Source organism: Deinococcus proteolyticus MRP (assembly GCF_000190555.1).
GTDB lineage: Bacteria > Deinococcota > Deinococci > Deinococcales > Deinococcaceae > Deinococcus > Deinococcus proteolyticus.
In genome coordinates this window covers 1-17,042 of the sequence record NC_015163.1, presented here as the reverse complement: position 1 = coordinate 17,042, position 17,042 = coordinate 1, and the positions used below count along the sequence as shown (strand labels likewise).

The 17,042-nt window shown below is 60.8% G+C and carries 20 protein-coding genes and 1 pseudogene; 10 read left to right on the top strand and 11 right to left on the bottom strand.

Annotation, left to right across the window (positions count from 1 at the left end; all coding sequences use genetic code 11):
• The first annotated feature begins 30 nt into the window (after positions 1-30).
• The 4 genes from DEIPR_RS13385 to DEIPR_RS13370 all read left to right on the top strand — a co-directional run bounded on the left by DEIPR_RS13385 (position 31) and on the right by DEIPR_RS13370 (position 5,785).
• A complete protein-coding gene (locus DEIPR_RS13385; protein ID WP_245532774.1) occupies positions 31-1,875 on the top strand; it encodes an ABC transporter substrate-binding protein in 1,845 nt (614 codons plus the stop codon).
• Between the two features lie 382 nt (positions 1,876-2,257).
• Positions 2,258-4,444: an NERD domain-containing protein gene (locus tag DEIPR_RS13380; RefSeq protein ID WP_013616007.1), complete on the top strand. Its 2,187-nt coding sequence runs from the start codon at positions 2,258-2,260 to the stop codon at positions 4,442-4,444.
• A 184-nt stretch (positions 4,445-4,628) separates the two neighbouring features.
• Positions 4,629-4,916, top strand: coding sequence for a transposase (locus DEIPR_RS13375; RefSeq protein ID WP_013616006.1), 288 nt, complete (start codon positions 4,629-4,631; stop codon positions 4,914-4,916).
• A gap of 32 nt (positions 4,917-4,948) precedes the next feature.
• Complete coding sequence (locus DEIPR_RS13370; protein ID WP_013616005.1) at positions 4,949-5,785, top strand: integrase core domain-containing protein; 837 nt, start codon at positions 4,949-4,951, stop codon at positions 5,783-5,785.
• A gap of 16 nt (positions 5,786-5,801) precedes the next feature.
• On the opposite strand, the gene DEIPR_RS13365 is transcribed toward DEIPR_RS13370, so the two are convergent.
• The 6 genes and pseudogenes from DEIPR_RS13365 to DEIPR_RS13340 form a co-directional block, all read right to left on the bottom strand.
• On the bottom strand, positions 5,802-6,347 hold the full coding sequence (locus tag DEIPR_RS13365; RefSeq protein WP_013616004.1) for a MerR family transcriptional regulator: 546 nt from the start codon (positions 6,345-6,347) through the stop codon (positions 5,802-5,804).
• A gap of 176 nt (positions 6,348-6,523) precedes the next feature.
• A complete protein-coding gene (locus DEIPR_RS13360) occupies positions 6,524-7,309 on the bottom strand; it encodes a hypothetical protein (RefSeq protein WP_013616003.1) in 786 nt (261 codons plus the stop codon).
• Positions 7,306-7,968 (bottom strand): ATP-binding cassette domain-containing protein, encoded by a 663-nt coding sequence (locus DEIPR_RS13355; protein WP_013616002.1) that lies wholly within the window; start codon positions 7,966-7,968, stop codon positions 7,306-7,308. Before DEIPR_RS13355 ends, DEIPR_RS13360 begins: the two co-directional genes overlap by 4 nt.
• On the bottom strand, positions 7,965-8,552 hold the full coding sequence (locus DEIPR_RS13350; RefSeq protein WP_169310716.1) for a helix-turn-helix domain-containing protein: 588 nt from the start codon (positions 8,550-8,552) through the stop codon (positions 7,965-7,967). Before DEIPR_RS13350 ends, DEIPR_RS13355 begins: the two co-directional genes overlap by 4 nt.
• Positions 8,553-8,777: 225 nt before the next feature.
• Positions 8,778-9,680 (bottom strand): DUF2268 domain-containing putative Zn-dependent protease, encoded by a 903-nt coding sequence (locus tag DEIPR_RS13345; RefSeq protein ID WP_013616000.1) that lies wholly within the window; start codon positions 9,678-9,680, stop codon positions 8,778-8,780.
• A gap of 124 nt (positions 9,681-9,804) precedes the next feature.
• Positions 9,805-10,296 (bottom strand): annotated as a pseudogene (locus tag DEIPR_RS13340) (transposase family protein); the annotation flags it as partial.
• 617 nt (positions 10,297-10,913) lie between these two features.
• Between DEIPR_RS13340 and DEIPR_RS13335 the strand changes: the two are divergent.
• The 3 genes from DEIPR_RS13335 to DEIPR_RS13325 all read left to right on the top strand — a co-directional run bounded on the left by DEIPR_RS13335 (position 10,914) and on the right by DEIPR_RS13325 (position 12,329).
• On the top strand, positions 10,914-11,477 hold the full coding sequence (locus tag DEIPR_RS13335) for a hypothetical protein (RefSeq protein ID WP_013615998.1): 564 nt from the start codon (positions 10,914-10,916) through the stop codon (positions 11,475-11,477).
• The gene (locus DEIPR_RS13330; protein WP_013615997.1) at positions 11,474-11,872 is read left to right on the top strand and encodes a hypothetical protein; all 399 of its coding nucleotides are present in this window, start codon (positions 11,474-11,476) and stop codon (positions 11,870-11,872) included. Before DEIPR_RS13335 ends, DEIPR_RS13330 begins: the two co-directional genes overlap by 4 nt.
• Positions 11,873-11,951: 79 nt before the next feature.
• Complete coding sequence (locus DEIPR_RS13325; protein ID WP_148232020.1) at positions 11,952-12,329, top strand: hypothetical protein; 378 nt, start codon at positions 11,952-11,954, stop codon at positions 12,327-12,329.
• Here DEIPR_RS13325 and DEIPR_RS13320 read toward each other — a convergent pair.
• Together DEIPR_RS13320 and parS are read right to left on the bottom strand one after the other, a co-directional pair.
• Positions 12,305-12,811 carry an RES family NAD+ phosphorylase gene (locus DEIPR_RS13320; protein ID WP_013615995.1) on the bottom strand — a complete coding sequence of 169 codons (507 nt, stop codon included), beginning with the start codon at positions 12,809-12,811 and terminating at the stop codon, positions 12,305-12,307. The two genes, DEIPR_RS13325 and DEIPR_RS13320, sit on opposite strands and share 25 nt — an antisense overlap.
• A gap of 27 nt (positions 12,812-12,838) precedes the next feature.
• On the bottom strand, positions 12,839-13,285 hold the full coding sequence (parS, locus tag DEIPR_RS13315; RefSeq protein ID WP_013615994.1) for a type II RES/Xre toxin-antitoxin system antitoxin: 447 nt from the start codon (positions 13,283-13,285) through the stop codon (positions 12,839-12,841).
• Positions 13,286-13,388: 103 nt separating this feature from the next.
• Between parS and DEIPR_RS13310 the strand changes: the two genes are divergently transcribed.
• Both DEIPR_RS13310 and DEIPR_RS13305 read left to right on the top strand, forming a co-directional pair.
• On the top strand, positions 13,389-14,003 hold the full coding sequence (locus tag DEIPR_RS13310; RefSeq protein ID WP_013615993.1) for a C39 family peptidase: 615 nt from the start codon (positions 13,389-13,391) through the stop codon (positions 14,001-14,003).
• 3 nt (positions 14,004-14,006) lie between these two features.
• On the top strand, positions 14,007-14,384 hold the full coding sequence (locus tag DEIPR_RS13305) for a hypothetical protein (protein WP_013615992.1): 378 nt from the start codon (positions 14,007-14,009) through the stop codon (positions 14,382-14,384).
• On the opposite strand, the gene DEIPR_RS13300 is transcribed toward DEIPR_RS13305, so the two are convergent.
• Together DEIPR_RS13300 and DEIPR_RS13295 are read right to left on the bottom strand one after the other, a co-directional pair.
• A complete protein-coding gene (locus tag DEIPR_RS13300) occupies positions 14,377-14,709 on the bottom strand; it encodes a type II toxin-antitoxin system PemK/MazF family toxin (protein WP_041223179.1) in 333 nt (110 codons plus the stop codon). The two genes, DEIPR_RS13305 and DEIPR_RS13300, sit on opposite strands and share 8 nt — an antisense overlap.
• An 11-nt stretch (positions 14,710-14,720) precedes the next feature.
• Positions 14,721-14,996, bottom strand: a complete 276-nt coding sequence (locus DEIPR_RS13295) for an AbrB/MazE/SpoVT family DNA-binding domain-containing protein (RefSeq protein WP_013615990.1) — start codon at positions 14,994-14,996, stop codon at positions 14,721-14,723.
• Between the two features lie 93 nt (positions 14,997-15,089).
• Here DEIPR_RS13295 and DEIPR_RS13290 point away from each other — a divergent pair, with 93 nt between their 5' ends.
• Positions 15,090-15,518 (top strand): hypothetical protein, encoded by a 429-nt coding sequence (locus DEIPR_RS13290; RefSeq protein WP_013615989.1) that lies wholly within the window; start codon positions 15,090-15,092, stop codon positions 15,516-15,518.
• Here the strand turns inward: DEIPR_RS13290 and DEIPR_RS13285 are convergent.
• The gene (locus DEIPR_RS13285) at positions 15,503-16,708 is read right to left on the bottom strand and encodes an AfsR/SARP family transcriptional regulator (protein WP_174260429.1); all 1,206 of its coding nucleotides are present in this window, start codon (positions 16,706-16,708) and stop codon (positions 15,503-15,505) included. The genes DEIPR_RS13290 and DEIPR_RS13285 overlap by 16 nt on opposite strands.
• Between the last annotated feature and the right edge of the window lie 334 nt (positions 16,709-17,042).

The window sequence follows — 17,042 nt, the reverse complement described above, 5'->3', positions numbered from 1 at the left end:
AACGAACGATCTCTCTTTGGAGGATGCCACATGACCCCACGTACCGGAATCTCGCTGACCCTTCTTCTCCTATTGTCGGCCTGCGCCGCACCGCAGGAGGCCACGTCCTCCGCGACCACTGGAGCCGCGAGCAGCAGTGCTGCTTCCGCAGCGGCCACGTCTGCTGGAACCACCAACGCCTCAGGAAGTGCTGCCGCGCCGGCTGCAACTTCCGGTTCTCAAGCTGGCAGCGACACTCTGGTACTTATGGAGGCGGCAGATATTCCGACGCTCGACCCTGGGGCCGTGTTCGACGGTGTCAGCAGCCGTCTGGTTCAGAACACCTATGAAACGCTGGTCGCTTACCCTGCCGGTTCACTGACCGATTACGAGCCGCTTTTGGCGGAAAGCTGGACCGTATCAGACGACGGCAAACAGTACCGCTTCAAGCTGCGCCCCGAGGTCAAGTTCCATTCGGGAAATCCTTTCAGCTGCGCTGACGTGGAATACACCTTCGAACGCAACCTGGTCACCAACTTGCCGAGCAGCGGCGCTTGGTACATCTCCGAGCCGCTGCTGGGGACCCGTGACAATGCCGAGGCGGATCCCTCCATCACCTGGGAACGCATCGACAAGGCGGTGGAATGTGAAGGGAACGAGCTGGTTCTCAACCTGGCCCGACCTGAGCCGTATCTGCTGGCCCGCCTGACCTATCCGGGCCAGGCCATCGTAGACAAGCAGTATGCGGCCAGCCTGGGTGAATGGGACGGGACGGAGGCGACTTGGAAAGACTGGGTGGGTAAGGATCTCTCAGAGAGTGCCCTCAATGGAAAGTACAGCGGCACCGGACCCTACCGCATCGTGAACTCGGAAAACGACACCCTGACCTTCGCATCGTTCGCGGATTACTGGGGCGGCGAGCCTGCCATCAAAAACGTCGTGCGCCGCAAGGTGCCCGAACAGGCCAGCCGTATCGAAGCTCTGCTCAAAGGTGATACCGACATCGCCGAAGTGGGATCGCGCGAAGTCATCGAAACGCAGCTGGCCAATCAACCTGGAATTCAGGTGGTAGACGACCTGCCGAATCTGGTGTCCTACGCACTGGCGATGAATCAGGACACTTCAAAGAGCCAGAACACGGGCAGCGGCACCTGGGGGGACGGCGTACCGGCCAATTTCTTCGCCGACCGCGATATGCGGCTGTGCTTTACCAAAGCGTTCGATTACGACACCTATATTGAGCAGATTTTCCTGGGTAAAGCGGAGCGCCGCAATACCTTGATGCCTCCGCAACTGGCTGGGTATGACCAGAATCTGGCCAACCCGAGTCTCAATCTGGATGAGGCCACCGAGCACTGTAAAGCTGCTCACGGCGGTGAAGCGTGGGAAAAAGGCTTTACTCTGAACGTGGCCTACCGTGAAGGCACGCCCCAGATTCAGGCTGCCGTCGAGATTCTCAAGAACAACATCGAGGCCATGAATCCCAAGTTCAAGGTCAACCCGGTAGAGAAGCAGTGGAGCGAGTTGATCAGCGCTGCCAATATCGAACCTATGGCTTACGCGAGCTGGGGCTCAGGTTATGCCGACCCAGACAACTATTTCCGCCCCTTCTACCACAGCCAGGGCTACCACGGCCTCAAGAGCCATATGAACGACAAGCAGCTCGACCAGTGGATCGATGAAGCGCGCCTGGTGACGGGCACGAACCCTGAACAGGCCGCAGCCCTCTACGGTCAGGTGGCGAAGCGTGCCGCCGACGAAGGGTACTACATCGTGCTGCCTATCGGCGTAGGGATCCAAGCTTACCGTGACAACCTTCAGGGCGTCGGCGCCAATGACTACAACGTGATTTCCGGTCTGTTCTGGAAGCGGCTGAGCAAAGGAGGCACGCAGTAACGACCCTGGAGTAGGTTCGCCCCGTCCATGTCAGCAGTCCTCACGCCGAAGAGGGAGCATGGTGGATCCTGCGCCTTAGGGGGGAGCCACAATTTTTCCTGCTGGCCTCTGCGATGCTGGCCAAGTCGGGGGCAGTTACCGTCTATACCGGGACCGGCTCCCTCCGGAATGTCTTGGAGTGAGCCGCTCAGAAACCGACAACTGCTGACAGCAAACGTCGCATCGCCGCACTGTTCCAGCCAGGGAGAAAGTGAAACTGTCAGATTACAAGCTTCGCCACCTGGGAGCGACCAGGGAAAAAGACGGCTGCTCCTGACAATCCCATCCCAGCCGCGCAATTTGACCGCATCCGCCGGCCCGTTTAGGGTACGCTGAACCTGACGTGGCAGAATTCATCGTGACCGAGGCGTTCGGCGGCGCCGGCGAAGAGGGAGAGATCAAGGTCTTTGAGGCTGTAAAAGCCGCCTATGCCGGTGAAGAGGCCTTAGGCTTCTGGAAGTATCCGCTGGTGACCAAAGTGACCGTTCGGGAGCCGGACATCCTGATCGCCGACCCGGAACTCGGGATCATCGTCATCGAAGTCAAAAGCCTGCCGCTGGACATGATCGGCGCTGTGACCGGTTACCGCTGGGAGCTCACCCGTCCCTACTACGGCAAGCAGCAACTCAACCCCTATGAGCAGGCGCGCAGGCAGGCTCAGGCCCTCGGGGAACTGGCCGTCCGCAAATCGGGCCTGACGCAACTGGCCACCCGCGCTACCGTGGCGGTACCGCTGATCACCCGTGAGGCGTGGGACAACCGGTTCGGTGCCCTGCTGAGCGACGTGCCGATGCTGTTCGCCGACCAGATGACGCCGGCCCGCCTGCGCCGCGCCCTGGAGATGACGCCCCCGGTACGCTACGGCGAACCTCTCGGGGACGAAGACTGGCTGAGCCTGCGCCGGGCGCTGGGCACCAGCGGCAGTGTCCCGAAGCGCCAGGTGCGCTACCTGCAGGCTCCACTGGAATCCCGGCGCAAGATCGACCTGATTGCCCGCACCGCCCGGCACCTGCACGCGTTCGACCTCCAGCAGGAGCTCATCGCCAAAACCATTCCCCCAGGCCCGCAGCGGATCCGCGGCATCGCCGGCAGCGGCAAGACCGTCCTGCTGGCGCAGAAAGCGGCCAACATGCACCTGCGGCACCCGGACTGGAACATCGCCCTGGTCTTCTTCTCGCGGTCGCTCTACGATCAAATCAAGTTCCAGGTCAACCACTGGCTCAAACAGGCGACCAACGGCGAGGTGACCTTGGAGACCGCCCAGCACCGCCTGCGGATTCTCCATGCCTGGGGTTCGAAAGACCAGCCGGGCTTCTACCGCACCCTGGCCACGCAGATCGGGGCCGAGCCGCTGACGGTGGCCAACACTCCTGACGCCTCCCCCACCGCAAAGCTGCTGTTCGCCTGTAAGGCCCTCTTGGACGACGCCAAGGCGACCGGACGGTCGCTGCAGATCTTCGACGCCGTCTTGATTGATGAAGGGCAGGATCTGGTCCACGAGGAGGCGGCCCTTTCCTTCGAGGAAAAGCAGGCCTTCTACTGGATGGCCTATCAGTCGCTGCGCCCGGTGGCCCGGGACGCTCTGCTCGACACGGGCGAACCGGAAGCGCGCCGGCTGATCTGGGCTTATGACGAGGCCCAGTCGCTCAATACCCTGACCATTCCCACCACCCGCGCCCTGTTCGGAGAGGCCGGAGCGCAGGTCTTCGGAGCAGGCGTCACCTACAAAGGCGGCATCAAGAAGTCCGAAATCATGAACCGCTGCTACCGGACGCCCGGTCCAGTGCTGCTGGCCGCCCACGCCCTGGGGATGGGCCTGCTCCGGGAAGAGGGCATGCTGGCTGGCCTGACCAACAAGAAGGACTGGACCGCCATCGGCTACGAGGTGGAAGGCAGGTTCCTGAGCGGCAGCCAGGTCACCCTGACCCGCTCCCCGGCCAACTCCCCCAATCCGCTGGCGCAGTTCACCGACGAGCCGCTGGTGACGTTCGAGCACTACCCGGACCGGCGTGCTGAGCTGAAGGCGCTGATGCATTCCATCCAGCGCGACCTGTCAGAGGGCGGCCTACAACCCAGCCGCCACCTGCTGGTGGTGGTCCCGGGACTGGAGTGGCAGCCGTATAACCTGCAGCGGGAAGTCTTCCAGACCCTACGGGCAGCCGGCATCAGCGTCTACCTGCCGGGCAACAAGGATGTCAACGTCCCGAAGCAGAAGTGGCCGAATACCGACCCGAACGGCTTCTGGCGGGACGGGGCGGTGACGGTCAGCCCGGTGACGCAGGCCAAGGGAAACGAGGCCGACGTGGTGTATGTGGTGGGCCTGGATCACATTGCAGCCCAGGAGGACAGCATCAAGCTACGCAACCAGCTGTTCGTCGGGATCAGCCGCAGCCGGGGCTGGGTGCATTTGAGCGGCTGCGGGATGCAGGGCAAAACCCTGACCGCGGAGATTGAGCGGGTGATTGCGGCTGGGGACACCCTGAACTTCACCTACCGTCAGCCGAAACGGCAGCTGGATGACGTTGAATAGAGGTGCAGGAGGCCACAGGAGGAGCGAAGGTGATGCATTCACAGCAATCTTCGGAACCGCTGTCAAACAGTCTCAGCCAATGACTGGCCGCAGGTCGACGTGTACTACCGCCTGGTAGTGGTACGCGAAATCCTTCCACATCGGCCCCACTTTTTAGGAGGGTGGGGCACACTGGAGGGAAGATATGGGAAAACAACGCAAAACCTGGTCACCTGAGGTCAAGGAGCAGATTGTTCTGGCAGTCCTGAGCGGGGAACAGACCATTGCAGAAGCTGCTCGTGAATACGAGGTCAGCGAGAGTTTGATTCACACCTGGCGTGCCCAGTTTCTGGAAGCGGGACGCGCCCGCCTCCAGGGAGCCAGGCCAGATGCAGCTCAAAAGAAGCTGGAGAAAGAAGTCGAACAGCTCAAGGCCATCATTGCGGATAAGGAGTTGTCGCTCTATATCGCAAAAAAAATCCGGGGTCTCTGAGCGTAGCTGGACTCCTGGCGTGCTACCAGGAGTTGCTTGAAGACCACCCGAAGCTGAGTCTCAGCAAGTTTGCCAGCGAGGTAGAGCGCCCTTATCACGTCCTGCGCGATGCCCGGCAGAACGCAGAGCGTTCTGCACAGCGGACGGAACGATGTCAGCACGTTCTGGAAGCAGTGCGGCTGAGAGCCTTGGAAGAGCCACTCAGCGGCTACCGTCTGATTTATCAGGCCCTACAAGATGTTCTGCGGCCTGCTCCGGGCCTCCATACTGTCCGTCGCTGCATGGTGGAGTTGAAGGTGCAGCGTCCAGTTCCCAGAAAGAAACGCCGTCCAGCAGTGAACCCTACGCCCGTCGTTCTCTGGCCAGCGGGCCGCCGGATTCAGATAGATGCCACGCGGCTCCGCCTGCCAGATGGAATCTGTTGGGCATATCTCGTCTTGGATGTAGAAAGCCGCGCACTGCTTCACATTGAGGTGGTCCGGCAGCTCTCGGCCAGCAGCGCGGTGACCGCGCTGCAACGAGGAGTCCATGTACTGCACCATCTCGGCATCCATGACCCGCTCCTGGTCATGACTGATGGTGGCTCAGATTTTACGTCTGGCGCATTCCAGGCGGCCTGTCAGGAGCTGGGCAACTGGGTACGGGCCAAGGTCTCGCAGAAGGGAGGAATGGGCATCCTGGAAAGGCTCAACCGGACCTTCAAATATGATGGGGTCTTCCGGGAAGAATTGACTGACATTGCCCAGCTTCGTGCGTTCAGCACGAAGTTCAGAGACTGGTACAACTCTGGAAGGAGACATTCCAGCCTGGGGTACGCCTATCCCTGGGTTAAACTGCTTGCAGCTACGGAATCTTCGAACGTAGCCTGAAGGATTTTCCGTACCACTACCCCGGCAAGGCTTGCTCACCCAGTTGCACCACCGCCCAAGTGAGATGTTCGCGCACGGAGAAGTCCGGTTCAGTGCCCAGTCTCTCCACCAGTTCTGAAAGTACAGCAGTGTCCGCAGGAGTGACGGACAGGGCGGCCAGCGTACGTTGGATACGGCTGGGATGGCGGAGGCGCTCACTAAGGGCGATGACTTCGGCCACTTCTTCCCACCCGCTGGCTGCGGCCTCTTTCAAGTTACGTAAACGGGCCAGCAGCCGGGTGTGCTCTGCCTGGCGCTCCTCAATCATGGCAATTTGCCGTTCAATGACCCCCTGAGGCTGGAACTCGGGATGATCAAGTGCCTGCCGGATCTCTTCCAGACTCAGGCCAAGGGATTTGAGTCCCTGAATATGCAGGAGACGGTAAAGGTCACCCTCACTGTAAAGCCGGTAATCCGCTTCAGTTCTGTGTTCTGGAGTGAGAAGGCCCAGCTCGTCATAATGCCGTAGTGTGCGTGTGGTCAGCCCGGTGCGCTGGGCCAGCTCACCGATTTTAAGTTGCATGATGTGGCCTCCTGCAATTGAGGCTAAACCTTGACGCTACGGGAAGGTCAAGCGGTCTGGTGTCCTAGGTCTGCAACAGCCGGATTAATCACCATTGGCTACTCTGCTGAAAGGAGAGGTCAAGGGTACGTCAGGTGGATGTCCACGCCGACTCTCACTCAGCATCCTCAGGCAAACTACTCCAGTACGGCTGTCGTCTTGAAGCGCTTGGCCGTGATCCAAAGGACAAGAGTGGCCGCCAGACCCGACAGGAGTAAGCTCCCTGCCAGCAGAGGCCAGAGAAATTGACTGGCTGTAACGACCGCTGGCAGCAGAAGAATGGCTGGACCCAAGGCCAGGAGCCGGGCAGGTCCTCCATTGACTCCAGCGCTGGCATCCAGACTGGCGGGGTAAAGCAGTGAGGCGCAGACCATAACCGAGGTGGACCAGAAGGTCATGCTGAGCGGGAGAGCAGCGAGAATCCAGAGGAGGCTGGTGGAAAGCTCCAAATGAAGTGGAAGCACACCGTCAAGTAGTGCCCAGGTCACGGCCAGAGCCGTGCCACACAGCCCCCAGCAAAGGAGCGTGAGCAAGATGGCAGCCCCTAGGTAGGCCCGGAAGATTCTTGCTCTGCCTAATGGGGTGGTCAGCAGTGTCTCCAGAATGCCGCCTCTGACATCTTCACTCACGATGCTGGGGGTGATGACGGTCGCCAGCAGGGCACAGAGCAGGGAGAGCAGCACCGGACTCATGGCGACCATGAAGGTGTTGACCTCCAGCAGTTGACCCTGAGCAGTCACGTTCGCCAAACCCATCACGGCTGCTGGGAGTTCATCAGGCACTCCATTCACTCCCCCCCGAACCAGCAGGGTGCCGCCTCCGAGAACGAGGCCAGCCAGGAGAGAGAGCCAGGAGACGCTTTTGCCCTGTTGCCACCAGGCTCGCAGGGTCATCAGAAGGGTGAGGTGAGTTGGTAAGGTCATGAAGCCTCCAGCCAGAGCAGCAGCTCTATTTCCGGCTCGGCCAGTTCGCTGATGTCGAGAAGACGGACACCCCGGCCCTGAACCAGCAGGAAACTACTGGTCATCTCCAAAGCTTCCGGCAGGCTGTGGGTCGAGTAAATGAGGGGGCATTCGGCAGACCATTCCTGCATCTTCTGACGGATGTAACGCGCCTGCACGGGGTCCAGACCGGTCAGTGGCTCATCCAGCAGAAGAACATCTGGCCTGACCAGACTGAGCCGGGCAAGATCGGCGCGCTGCCTCTGACCCCGGCTGAGCTGCCGGACACGCTTGGGCAGGAGATGCTGAAGGTCGAATTGCTCAGTGAGGGTTTCCAGCGGCTGCGGCTGAGCGTATAAGCGGCTGATGTGCTGCCAGAATTTCAGATTCTGTTCAACGGTCAATCCTTCGCTGAGCGCTGCGCGGTGGCCCAGATACCCGATTCTGCCCGGCTGCCCAAGCTGGACTTTGCCCGAAAGCGGAGGCAGGATGCCCGCGATGGTACGCATCAGGGTGGTCTTGCCTGCACCGTTTCTGCCCAGCAGGACGTGGATACCGGCCTTTAGATGCAGTGAGACCGGTCCAAGGATGGGCTGCTGGTACCCCAACACCAGATTTTCCAGCGTGACTCCAGCGCTCACGCCTCTGCCTCAGGTTCGGGCAGCAGCGGAACAGGCAACACAATGGTCGCCACCACCCGTTTCTGGCGCTTAGGAGCTGGTCCCTGTCCCATCAGGGCTTGCAAGGAGGTTTGCCAGGTGGTCATCAGTTCCTGGTACTGCTCGGCTGAGGCGTAAACAGCGACTTGGGCGAAGGTCAGGCCATCTTCCAGGGGGCTAATTCGTTCCTGCTGAAGGTACCGCCCCAGATCTGCACTGAGGCCAGCGCTGAACAGGCCGAAGGCAGCTTGCAGCTCTTCTGCAGACATGGCCGCTACGGTCTGAGCGTCTAGCTGAGCCAGTTCCAGAGCCAGTCGGTAGGTTCTTTCGGCTGTTCCCCGCACTTTCTCTTCACGTACCACTTCAAGCAGTTTGCTGCCGGTCAACTCCGCCATATGACGGTAGAGCGTGGCAACGGGAATATCGGGAAGCCGTTCCCGCAACTGCGTGGTGGTGAGTTCTGCTTCGCTGAGCAGGGTTTGGATAATCCGCATTCGGACGGGATGGAGCAGGAAGTCAGCTTGACTCATAGCCACATTATTATCATTATCAAAAATGATAATCAAGTTGAGATGACCGATGGTATTGGCCGCTCGCAGGAGAGAGCCTGAAACCAGAAATGTGCTGGTAGGGCCTTCTGTGAAGCCTCTTTTGAGCGTCTGAGATGGGGTAGCGCTGAGCCTACTCAGGCCCAGAGACATCTGAGATTCATACTGCCCGGGTAGGAGAGGTAGTCCTCCATGCGAAGACCACCCCTACAGGCTGCTACTGAAGAATCAGAACTCTACCCTTTAAGGCACCCGCATCCACCCTGAGCCATTGACGATGTCGCGCCAGGGGAGATACGTGGCTTCAGCAGCACTGATTCCTGTGCGCCTCAGAAAGTCCTTGACGATGTGGTATCCCAGCGCATAACCCGCGTACGGTGGCACTCCAACGTGGGGTACGGCGAAGGCACCGAACTCCTCAGGGGGTAGATCACCGAAGATATACCCACGGACCTGCGTAAAGTCATTGTCGAGAAGCAACTCTTCGTAGCGTGGGGCGAGTTGCCGTAGTGTTTCTTCCTGCAAGTCCGTCGTCCAGGGTCCCAGACTGCTTTCTCCATGTAGCTCTGCGGCGAACGTCTCTCCCAAGCCCTCTGCAACAAGATAAGCTCCGAGGGTCATAGGAAAGGTCCAGTCCGGCTGCTGAAACCGGATGTTGTGGTTGAATTCGTGCGCCGTAATGGCAGGTAATTTCAACCAGTTCTCATTGCGGGGCCAGATATATAGACCCACCCAGCCCGGGGTATTACCCATGCCCACGTAACCTTCTTTCATTGGTCCGTCCGGGTCCATCAGAGCCAGGGTCAGGGTGATATCCGGGCTGAGGCCTTCGTGGGCGTCCGGATGGAGGGCGTCCATAGCTTCTGCCAGCACCCGTCGGTTAACCTCGAACACTTGCGCACGTTCCAGCTGCTCCAAAGCACGTAAACCACGCTCAGCTCCCAATTCAGGACGGTACAGGTGGATAAGTCGAGCAGCACTCAGGCTGGGATCACTCGGGTCATGAGGCATATAGGCCAGCATGGGTTCCCAAGTTGGCCGCATAGGCTCCATTACCAGCATTCTGAACAACTCGTCTTGCTGCTCTGCTGGAGCAAGCAGTACCTGACGTAGTGCGGGCAAGGTGTTGACTTCAATGATCTTCATTTCTACCTCCAATAGGGGCAATTCTGCCCCCTGACAGTGACCATAGAAGCTACAACCGTTATAGAGTCAAGCCGTGGACAGCCTGCTCTCAATTGGTGACCTGGCCAGGCAAGCGGGAGTTAGTGTACTCACGGTCTGCAAGCAGACCGTCGATGTGGACCTGTGGACAGTGACGCAGAAAATCAGCCATCAGCTCCTTACGTATTCGCTGATCGCTGCTTCCCCCGTGCGGGAGAAAACGCCACATCAGCGGCAAACTGAACCCTTCCCATACCGCAGACAGCATCAGGATGTTGACGTCCCTCTTGCCCAGTTTCCAGTTCGTCCGGTCCAGGATGAGCGTCAGCTCATCCGTACCCAGCACGTGAAGCGCAAACTTCAGATACATCTCCTCTGGAATCAAAAACTGAACAAAGCGCAGAAGGCGTTGATACCGCATTTCTCGACTACCTGGCAAAGTGATCGTAGCTTTCAGATTGTTCAGCACCACGCTGCGCTGCTGGATGATCGCCAGAATCAACGCGACCAGGACGGTGAACCGTCGCTGGTCAATACGGAAAAAGGGACGCAAGGCAGTGAAGAGGCTATCTTGGGGGGGCTGGTTCAGGTGGTTCATCGCAGATACACCTTATGAACCAGCTCTTTTTGTGTCTACAGAATTTGTGTCTCAGACGGGATTGCCGGAGTTTTGAGGGGTAGTCAGCGAAAAAAGACCTGAGAGGGATGGGCCTCAGAGAAGGTCCTCACTGCCCCCCACCTGCTGGGCCTGTTCCCCGCTGGGCCTGCTTCCCCACAGGACAGCCTCGTCACTCTGACCGGCCCCTCAGAAGCCTGCCAGTCTCCCGGCAAACCTCTGGCCTGACCAGGGAGGCGTAAAAGAATCTGGACCCCCTTCCTGGCGATTCTGGAGGCCGCACGGGGCATGTGACCTGCAGGAATCAGGACAGTCTCTTCACCCCTGGGCAGAGAAAGGGCACCAACCGTCCTCCCGGCAGCAGCGGAAACCAGCCTCCAGGCCACGCTCTGCGGGCGTCTTTTCACGTCTCAGACAGGCTGGTGTGACCTTTCGGGAGTTGCTGAACCGGGCCAGTCAGCCGGCCCGCTCCCTTCCCGGTGCCCGAAGGTCTGGCCACCACCCCAGGCATTCTGTTCTGGGCAGAACGGCGAGACAAGGAACGCTGAACGGGGGGTCACTCCCTGCAAACCGACCAGACCCGCAGGCACACTGGACCTATGACCACCCTGATCACGAACCGAGGCGGACACCCTGAGAAACGGTTCTCGCTGGAACGCTCGCTGGACCCCTGGCACGCCTGGGTGCGGGCCATGATGCTGCTCGCCCTGCTGCTGCCCCTGCCGGCCGCCGTGTCCTGGCTGAGCGTGCAGGGCCTCGCTACGGCAGGGCTGTCCAGCCTCGGCGGCCTGCTGCTGTTCACGCTGCTGTTGCTGACCACCTGGGCGGCCCTCAGCACGCCCCTGGTGCTGCTGGTCAGCGTGATCAGCCTCACCCTCACGGCCCGCTGGGATCAGGTGTCCCAGCGGCAGGACCTCGCTTTCCCGGACCTGCTCTCTCACGGCGTCATAGGCGCAGCCCTGCTGATTCCTGCTGTGGCTGTCCTCTGGATCGAGCTGGACATCGCTGGCCTCAACCCTCACTTCAGCCTGCTCGCCCTGGGCCTGCTGCTGCCGCTGGGCTGGAACCTGTGGCACAACCCACTGAGGGATGACCCGGAGTTCGGCTGGCGAAGGGGAAATGGACCGCAAGATGAGAGCGAGCAGCAGGAGGCAGAAGCGTGACGGCCGCCCTCCATTTGTCCTTGCCGCTCACCCTTCAGGACGAAGCGCAGAGCCCGATAGAAGTCCGGCACGGCCAGTTGATCCGGGCATTCGGGGTGGCAGAAGGCACTCTGCTGCTGGTGCTCGAAGAGGAGTGCCGCCGTTCAGGGGCGGCCGCGGGCGAGTGGCTGCACATCAGCAGCGCCCGCTGGATTCAGCAGGCCGCCCGGCTGAGCGGCGGGCGGCTGCCTTTTCCCAGGCACCGGCTGCGGCACCACCTCAGCGCCCTGGCCCGCACAGGGATCATCGAGCGGCGCTACCTGCGCCGGCATGAAGGGTTCGAGTTCCGGCTGAACCAGGACGTGCTGCAACAGAAACTGAAGGAAGCGCGGACAGACCGGGAGGGCAGGAAGTGAAGCGCCTGAACAGAAGCTGGCTGCACCGGGTCCACCGGCTGAAGAAGCGCTTCACCTTCACGCGAAAAGGGCAGTGTCGGTGAGGCTACGCGTGCCCTGGCCGCTGCTGCTGTTCGTTCTGTTGCCGGGCACCCTGGCGGGCATCACACACATCCTCTGGCCCACGCCCTATGTGCCGGTTCCCCAGTTGGAGGCCCGCTGCAAAGCAGCGGCAGAAAAGCACCTGGGTTTTGTTCTGCAGACGGACGACCTGCGCGTGATCAGCATGGACAAGGCCATGGTGAGCCGCAGTGGCGGTGACTTGAACCGTGCCCGCCAGCTGGACCTGGTCGTGCGTACGCCAGAAGGCGTACGGGAAGCGCACTGCACCTCGACCCGCCCGCCAGCGGTCAGTCTGGACATCCGGCGGCCGGTTCCTGCCGGTTCCGGGCTTCAGAGCCTCGGGTCAAAACGGTAGGGCCAGACGCCGCCGAAGCGCACGGTGCGCTCCGTATCCGGATGCAGGGGGTTGATCAGGTAATTGCTCTGCCCTGGCCCGTACACGTCCAGCGGCAAAATCACGGAGGGAACGCGCAGCACGGGCGACACCTGTTCGTCGAACCACTGATCCCCGATCATCTGCGAAGCCGGCGTGCCCGGCAGGGCATTCCAGGTGTCCGGCAACCCGGAGAGGTCCAGATCTGCCACCGCCGCCTCATCCACGTGGAAACGGACATAGCCATGTGCAGCGGTACGGAGCACCTGGCTGTCTGCGTGGACCACGACTTCCAGGGTGGCCTGTGCCAGGGTATCGCTGGCGTAGATCACCCGCCTACGCAGGCTGACCGGGTCAGGACTGTTCCAGCGTCCACCGTACAGTGCTGCCCCCACACCGTACTCACTGAGAAGCGGGCTGCCGAGGTACTGCTGCTTGCCCAGGCGGTAGAGCGTCAGACTCACACCACTCCCCCTCTCACGCCAGCCCCCTCAGACGTAAACTCCGTGTTCAAGCCGGCCCAGCACAGCCGTGACGTACTCGGCTCCCCCCGGCAGCAGGGCGAACTGCAAGGGCGTGCGGTTCCCGAAGGTGACGCGGGGTGCGCTCAGCCAGCGGTGGGCTTCCGCCGGGTCCGTAAAATACTGTTCAGCCGCCTCGGTCACGCGGGCCAGGTGATAGAGAGCCGCACTGTCATCCGCGCTCAGGGGGCGGCCACTGCGGCGGCGGCTATGGTAGGTGCTTTCACTGACGCCCAGCAGGGCCAGCATCTGGCCCAGCGTCATGCCCAGGTGCCGGGCAAGACCTTCCAGGGCGGCACTCTGGAATCCCTGATCCACAGCGTCTCCCAGTTCCAGCAGCGTGGAGGCGTCCAGGCCCAGCAAGGAGGTGCCGGGAAAGGGCGGTGGGGTCCAGGTCGGGGTAAAAGTCTGGGTCATAGCTCCATTATAAGAGAAATAAACTGTAGAAATGTAGTAAGTCTTTGTCCTTGGCTGTAGTTAAGCCGCCCAAACCAACCAGACCCACAGGCACACTGGAAGCATGAACCGTACCCGATCTCTCCTGCTGCTGTTGCTGGGCCTGCTCCCCATGACACTGCCTACCGCCGAGGCCGCCAAAGGGGCACCAGTCACGAAAGCAGCCATCAGAGCTGCACAGCCCGCGCCCGCCCTGGCACTGCAGAACATGCCGATCATCTACCAGGGCTACAACGACTGCGGACCGGCGAGTATCGGCATGGTGCTGGCGTATTACAAGCAGCCGGTGGACGTGAAAACCATCAGCGCCGCCACCAAGGCCAGCCCGAACAGCTACATGCACGTGGAACAGATTGGGCGCTATGTCGGGCAGTACGGCCTGCAGACCACGCAGGTGAAGAACGCGAACATCGGGGCGCCCGTGCGGCTGATTCGCCTGGGCGTGCCGGTGATCGCCCTGACCTACTTCCAGCAAGTGGGCGTGATTCCCCACTTCCGGGTGATCCGGGGCTTCGACCAGCCGAAGGGGCTACTGTACCTCGCGGACCCGCTGGCCGGCAGTGTGGCGATGCGTTACACGGATTTCAATATGCTCTGGAACACCCAGGGCAAGCAGATGGTGGCCGTCTACCCGCCGGGCCTGCACCAGAAGGTGCAGGCGGCCATCCGGGGGGCCTGAGAGATGCACAGCCCAGCCGGTCCCGTCACGGTCACGCTGTCGCTTCAGCGGGTAAAGCGCAAATATATTGCCGAGTGCAAGCTGGACAATACGGTATTCAGAGTCCAGACGAGCATTGCCGCGGGGGTGGATCAGGGCACAAAGCGGGCTGCGACTGCCAGGAAGCAGCTTGCCGAGCAGCTCAGGCTGTGCCTCAAGCCGCATCTGGCTGTTGGGGACATTGAGACCATCACGCAGACAGTCCACAAGTTCAGGAATGGTAGAAACAACACGAGCATCAGCACGCTGGCATTCAAAACCCTGCTGAATAAAACCTCGCCCCTGAAAAACCAGCCTGCACCTACCACTCACGACCAGGACGCTACTCAGCAACTCAGCTGAACAGTACCGCCAGACGCGCCAGCACCTCATCCACCACATCCCGGGGCACCATCTCAAGAAGGCGGGCTCCCCGCGCGCTGAAATCAAGTGCCCTGGGCTGATCACAGCGCACGATGCCCGTGGTCTGGGTTCCAGCTTCGTCCAGGGACACCGCAAACCCGGCCATCCGTGCGAACTGTCCTCCGCTGGTCACTGGCAGCACGATGGGCGTACCAGTCAGGGCGTTGAAGGCATTCGGCGACACCACCAGGACTGGACGCTTGCCACGCTGCTCATGTCCGGCCGTAGGATTCAAATCCACCAGGTAAATCTCGCCCCGTCTGATGTCTCCCCCCTTCAAAGAAGCTCACGCCCCACCGGCGCGTCACTCAGCCAATGCTGTTCTTCTGCGTCCTGCGCTCCTGCTGGATCACACTGCGCTTCTAAATCACACTGCGCCAGCAGTTCTTCCAGGGAGTAACGCGGTTTTGGGGCTGGCTGAACCGTCAACTGTCCCCCTTCGACGTTCAGGCCCACAGCGGTGCCTGCCGTCAATTCCAGAACGTCCAGCAATGCAGGGGGAATACTCAACATCACCGAACCGCCGACTTTTCTCAGGTATGTCTTATGCACGGGCCACCTCCTTCTGAATTATATTCCAGTATAATTCATCGAAACCACAATTTTGTGTTCTGACCACCCGGATCTACGTTCAGACTGAGAAGCATGTACTACGCCTCGGTCACTTCGTACACAGCAGGCCTCCCCCCCGGTCTAGCGCTGGTGGATGGCGCTCAGGTGCAGGCCTACATCGCCACCGACGACCAGCAGTGCCGTTTCGTGCAACGCGCCCTGAAACTGGTGGAGAACTGCGCGGAGCTGACCCTGTGGTCTGCAGACCAACAACGGGCACTCGAACGAATGCTGAACCGTCCCCTGAAAGTCATGCCCACCTTGCTGGAGACCCAGCTGGAGCAGCTTGGCTATCCCAGTCTCAGCCCTGCGTACGCCTGTATTCGGCTGGGCCTGGATGAACCGGGAGAGGACGCGCTCTCACAGGCATACGCCCTGAAAGCACTGCACGGGCACCTGGATAAGCTGAGTGCGGCTGCTCCCATGTGTGCTCCAGTCCATTCTGTTCAGCCGGCAGTCTGATTGACCGGACCTCTGAGCGGTGTAAATCGCTGAGGGTACTCACGGTTCAGCGCCGCCAACCAGAGCAGCGCCTGCTGGCGGTTGGGGTAGCGTTCCAGCATCCTGGTGACCTCACGGTCAAACGTGTCGGGTGTCAGGACAATCAAGTGTTCGCGCTGTACAGCCACAGCACAGACCAGCGGCGCGTAGAGGTCCGGCAAGTCGGCCGGGTTTCCCTGCAGTACAGTTTGCGCGTCCACTTCAGCGGTCCAGCCGTCGGCCAAGCGGTACTGTCCACCCTGGGCACGGGTAATCACGGTGTCACTGCCACTGATACCGGTCGCTTGCAGGCGGTCCCGCAGACGGGAGACGGCTGTGCGGAGGGTTCCCGATGGGTTGCGGCCGGCATACAGCGCCCCAGCCAACTCGGTGGCGTCCTGGGGGCCCAGAGCCAGCGCGGACAGCAACAACAGATGCCTGTCGCTCAATTCGATGGGTTGGCCGTCCAGCTCGGCGCGGAGGCCACCCAGCAGCCGCAGACGGAAATGGTGATCAGTGCGCATGGAAGGAGGCCGCAACAACACGTGGTCAGCCCGGTCCGCCTCAGACAGGCTGCCTAGTCCCTCAGGCAGCGGCTGCCAGTTTTCCCACAGCAAACGCTGTCCTTCAGGGAACATTTCGGTTCGGCTGTCGCCGGCCACGCGGCGCAGCAACAGCCCGACCTCACGCAGGGACGTGGCACGGCTGGTCGCGGGCCGCTCACCGCGAATCAGCTGCAACGCAGCCCCGGCCTCGGAAATCCAGGCTTCCAGGTACGTTTCACTGGCCGCAATGTGAATCAGCTGAATCCGCACGTCTTCAGCGCGGCTGTAGCGGCGGAAGTACACCAGCGTCAGGAACATGGTCTGCAGAATGCGGGAAAGGAGCTCGTCATCCTGAGCTGAGCGGGCCAGCACGGCCGCCTGGTCCAGTCGGCGAAGGGCTTCGTCTTCGTCGAACTGTCGCCAGGCCAGCAGGCCGCCCAGGTGCTGAACATTGGCGTCGAACCAGTAGCCGTTTTCCCGCAGCGGAAGCAGATTGAGCAGTTGCTGGGCCTGCGTATGCGCACCGCAGTCGCTGAGTGCCTGAATCAAAGCGAAAGCGCCACGCACGTTTTGCAGCATGGCCGTGACGGTCGGCTCAAGGTAGTAGCGGTTATATACCTGGGACACAATGTCATTGCCACGTTCCGGCTGTCCAGTCTGCAACAGGGCCTGGGCGTATACTACCTGCCCAAGAATGGTATGCCTGGCCTGCGCCTCTTCACTGAGCAGATAGATGGCCCGCTGAGGCTCCATGGTGGTCTATCTGTACAACGTGAAATAGCCCGTCCGTCTCTGTCTGCTCCAAAAGACTGCCACAACTTGATCCAAGCACCAGCCCAGAGTGCCCCTCGGCGCTCAAAGCCGGTGCTTGGGCTACCCAACAGGCTCGACTCAAGATATAGACAGGATTTATATCATACATACCGTTTTGGCATACGTAAATAAAAATAGACATCTGCCT

Excerpts from the sequence above, each read along its gene's own strand:
- DEIPR_RS13310 (WP_013615993.1), top strand. The coding sequence starts at position 13,389 with ATGAACCGTACCCGATCTCTCCTGCTGCTGTTGCTGGGCCTGCTCCCC.
- DEIPR_RS13305 (WP_013615992.1), top strand. The coding sequence starts at position 14,007 with ATGCACAGCCCAGCCGGTCCCGTCACGGTCACGCTGTCGCTTCAGCGG.
- DEIPR_RS13290 (WP_013615989.1), top strand. The coding sequence starts at position 15,090 with ATGTACTACGCCTCGGTCACTTCGTACACAGCAGGCCTCCCCCCCGGT.
- DEIPR_RS13385 (WP_245532774.1), top strand. The coding sequence starts at position 31 with ATGACCCCACGTACCGGAATCTCGCTGACCCTTCTTCTCCTATTGTCG.
- parS (WP_013615994.1), bottom strand. The coding sequence starts at position 13,285 with ATGACCCAGACTTTTACCCCGACCTGGACCCCACCGCCCTTTCCCGGC.
- DEIPR_RS13365 (WP_013616004.1), bottom strand. The coding sequence starts at position 6,347 with ATGCAACTTAAAATCGGTGAGCTGGCCCAGCGCACCGGGCTGACCACA.
- DEIPR_RS13345 (WP_013616000.1), bottom strand. The coding sequence starts at position 9,680 with ATGAAGATCATTGAAGTCAACACCTTGCCCGCACTACGTCAGGTACTG.
- DEIPR_RS13375 (WP_013616006.1), top strand. The coding sequence starts at position 4,629 with ATGGGAAAACAACGCAAAACCTGGTCACCTGAGGTCAAGGAGCAGATT.
- DEIPR_RS13360 (WP_013616003.1), bottom strand. The coding sequence starts at position 7,309 with ATGACCTTACCAACTCACCTCACCCTTCTGATGACCCTGCGAGCCTGG.
- DEIPR_RS13335 (WP_013615998.1), top strand. The coding sequence starts at position 10,914 with ATGACCACCCTGATCACGAACCGAGGCGGACACCCTGAGAAACGGTTC.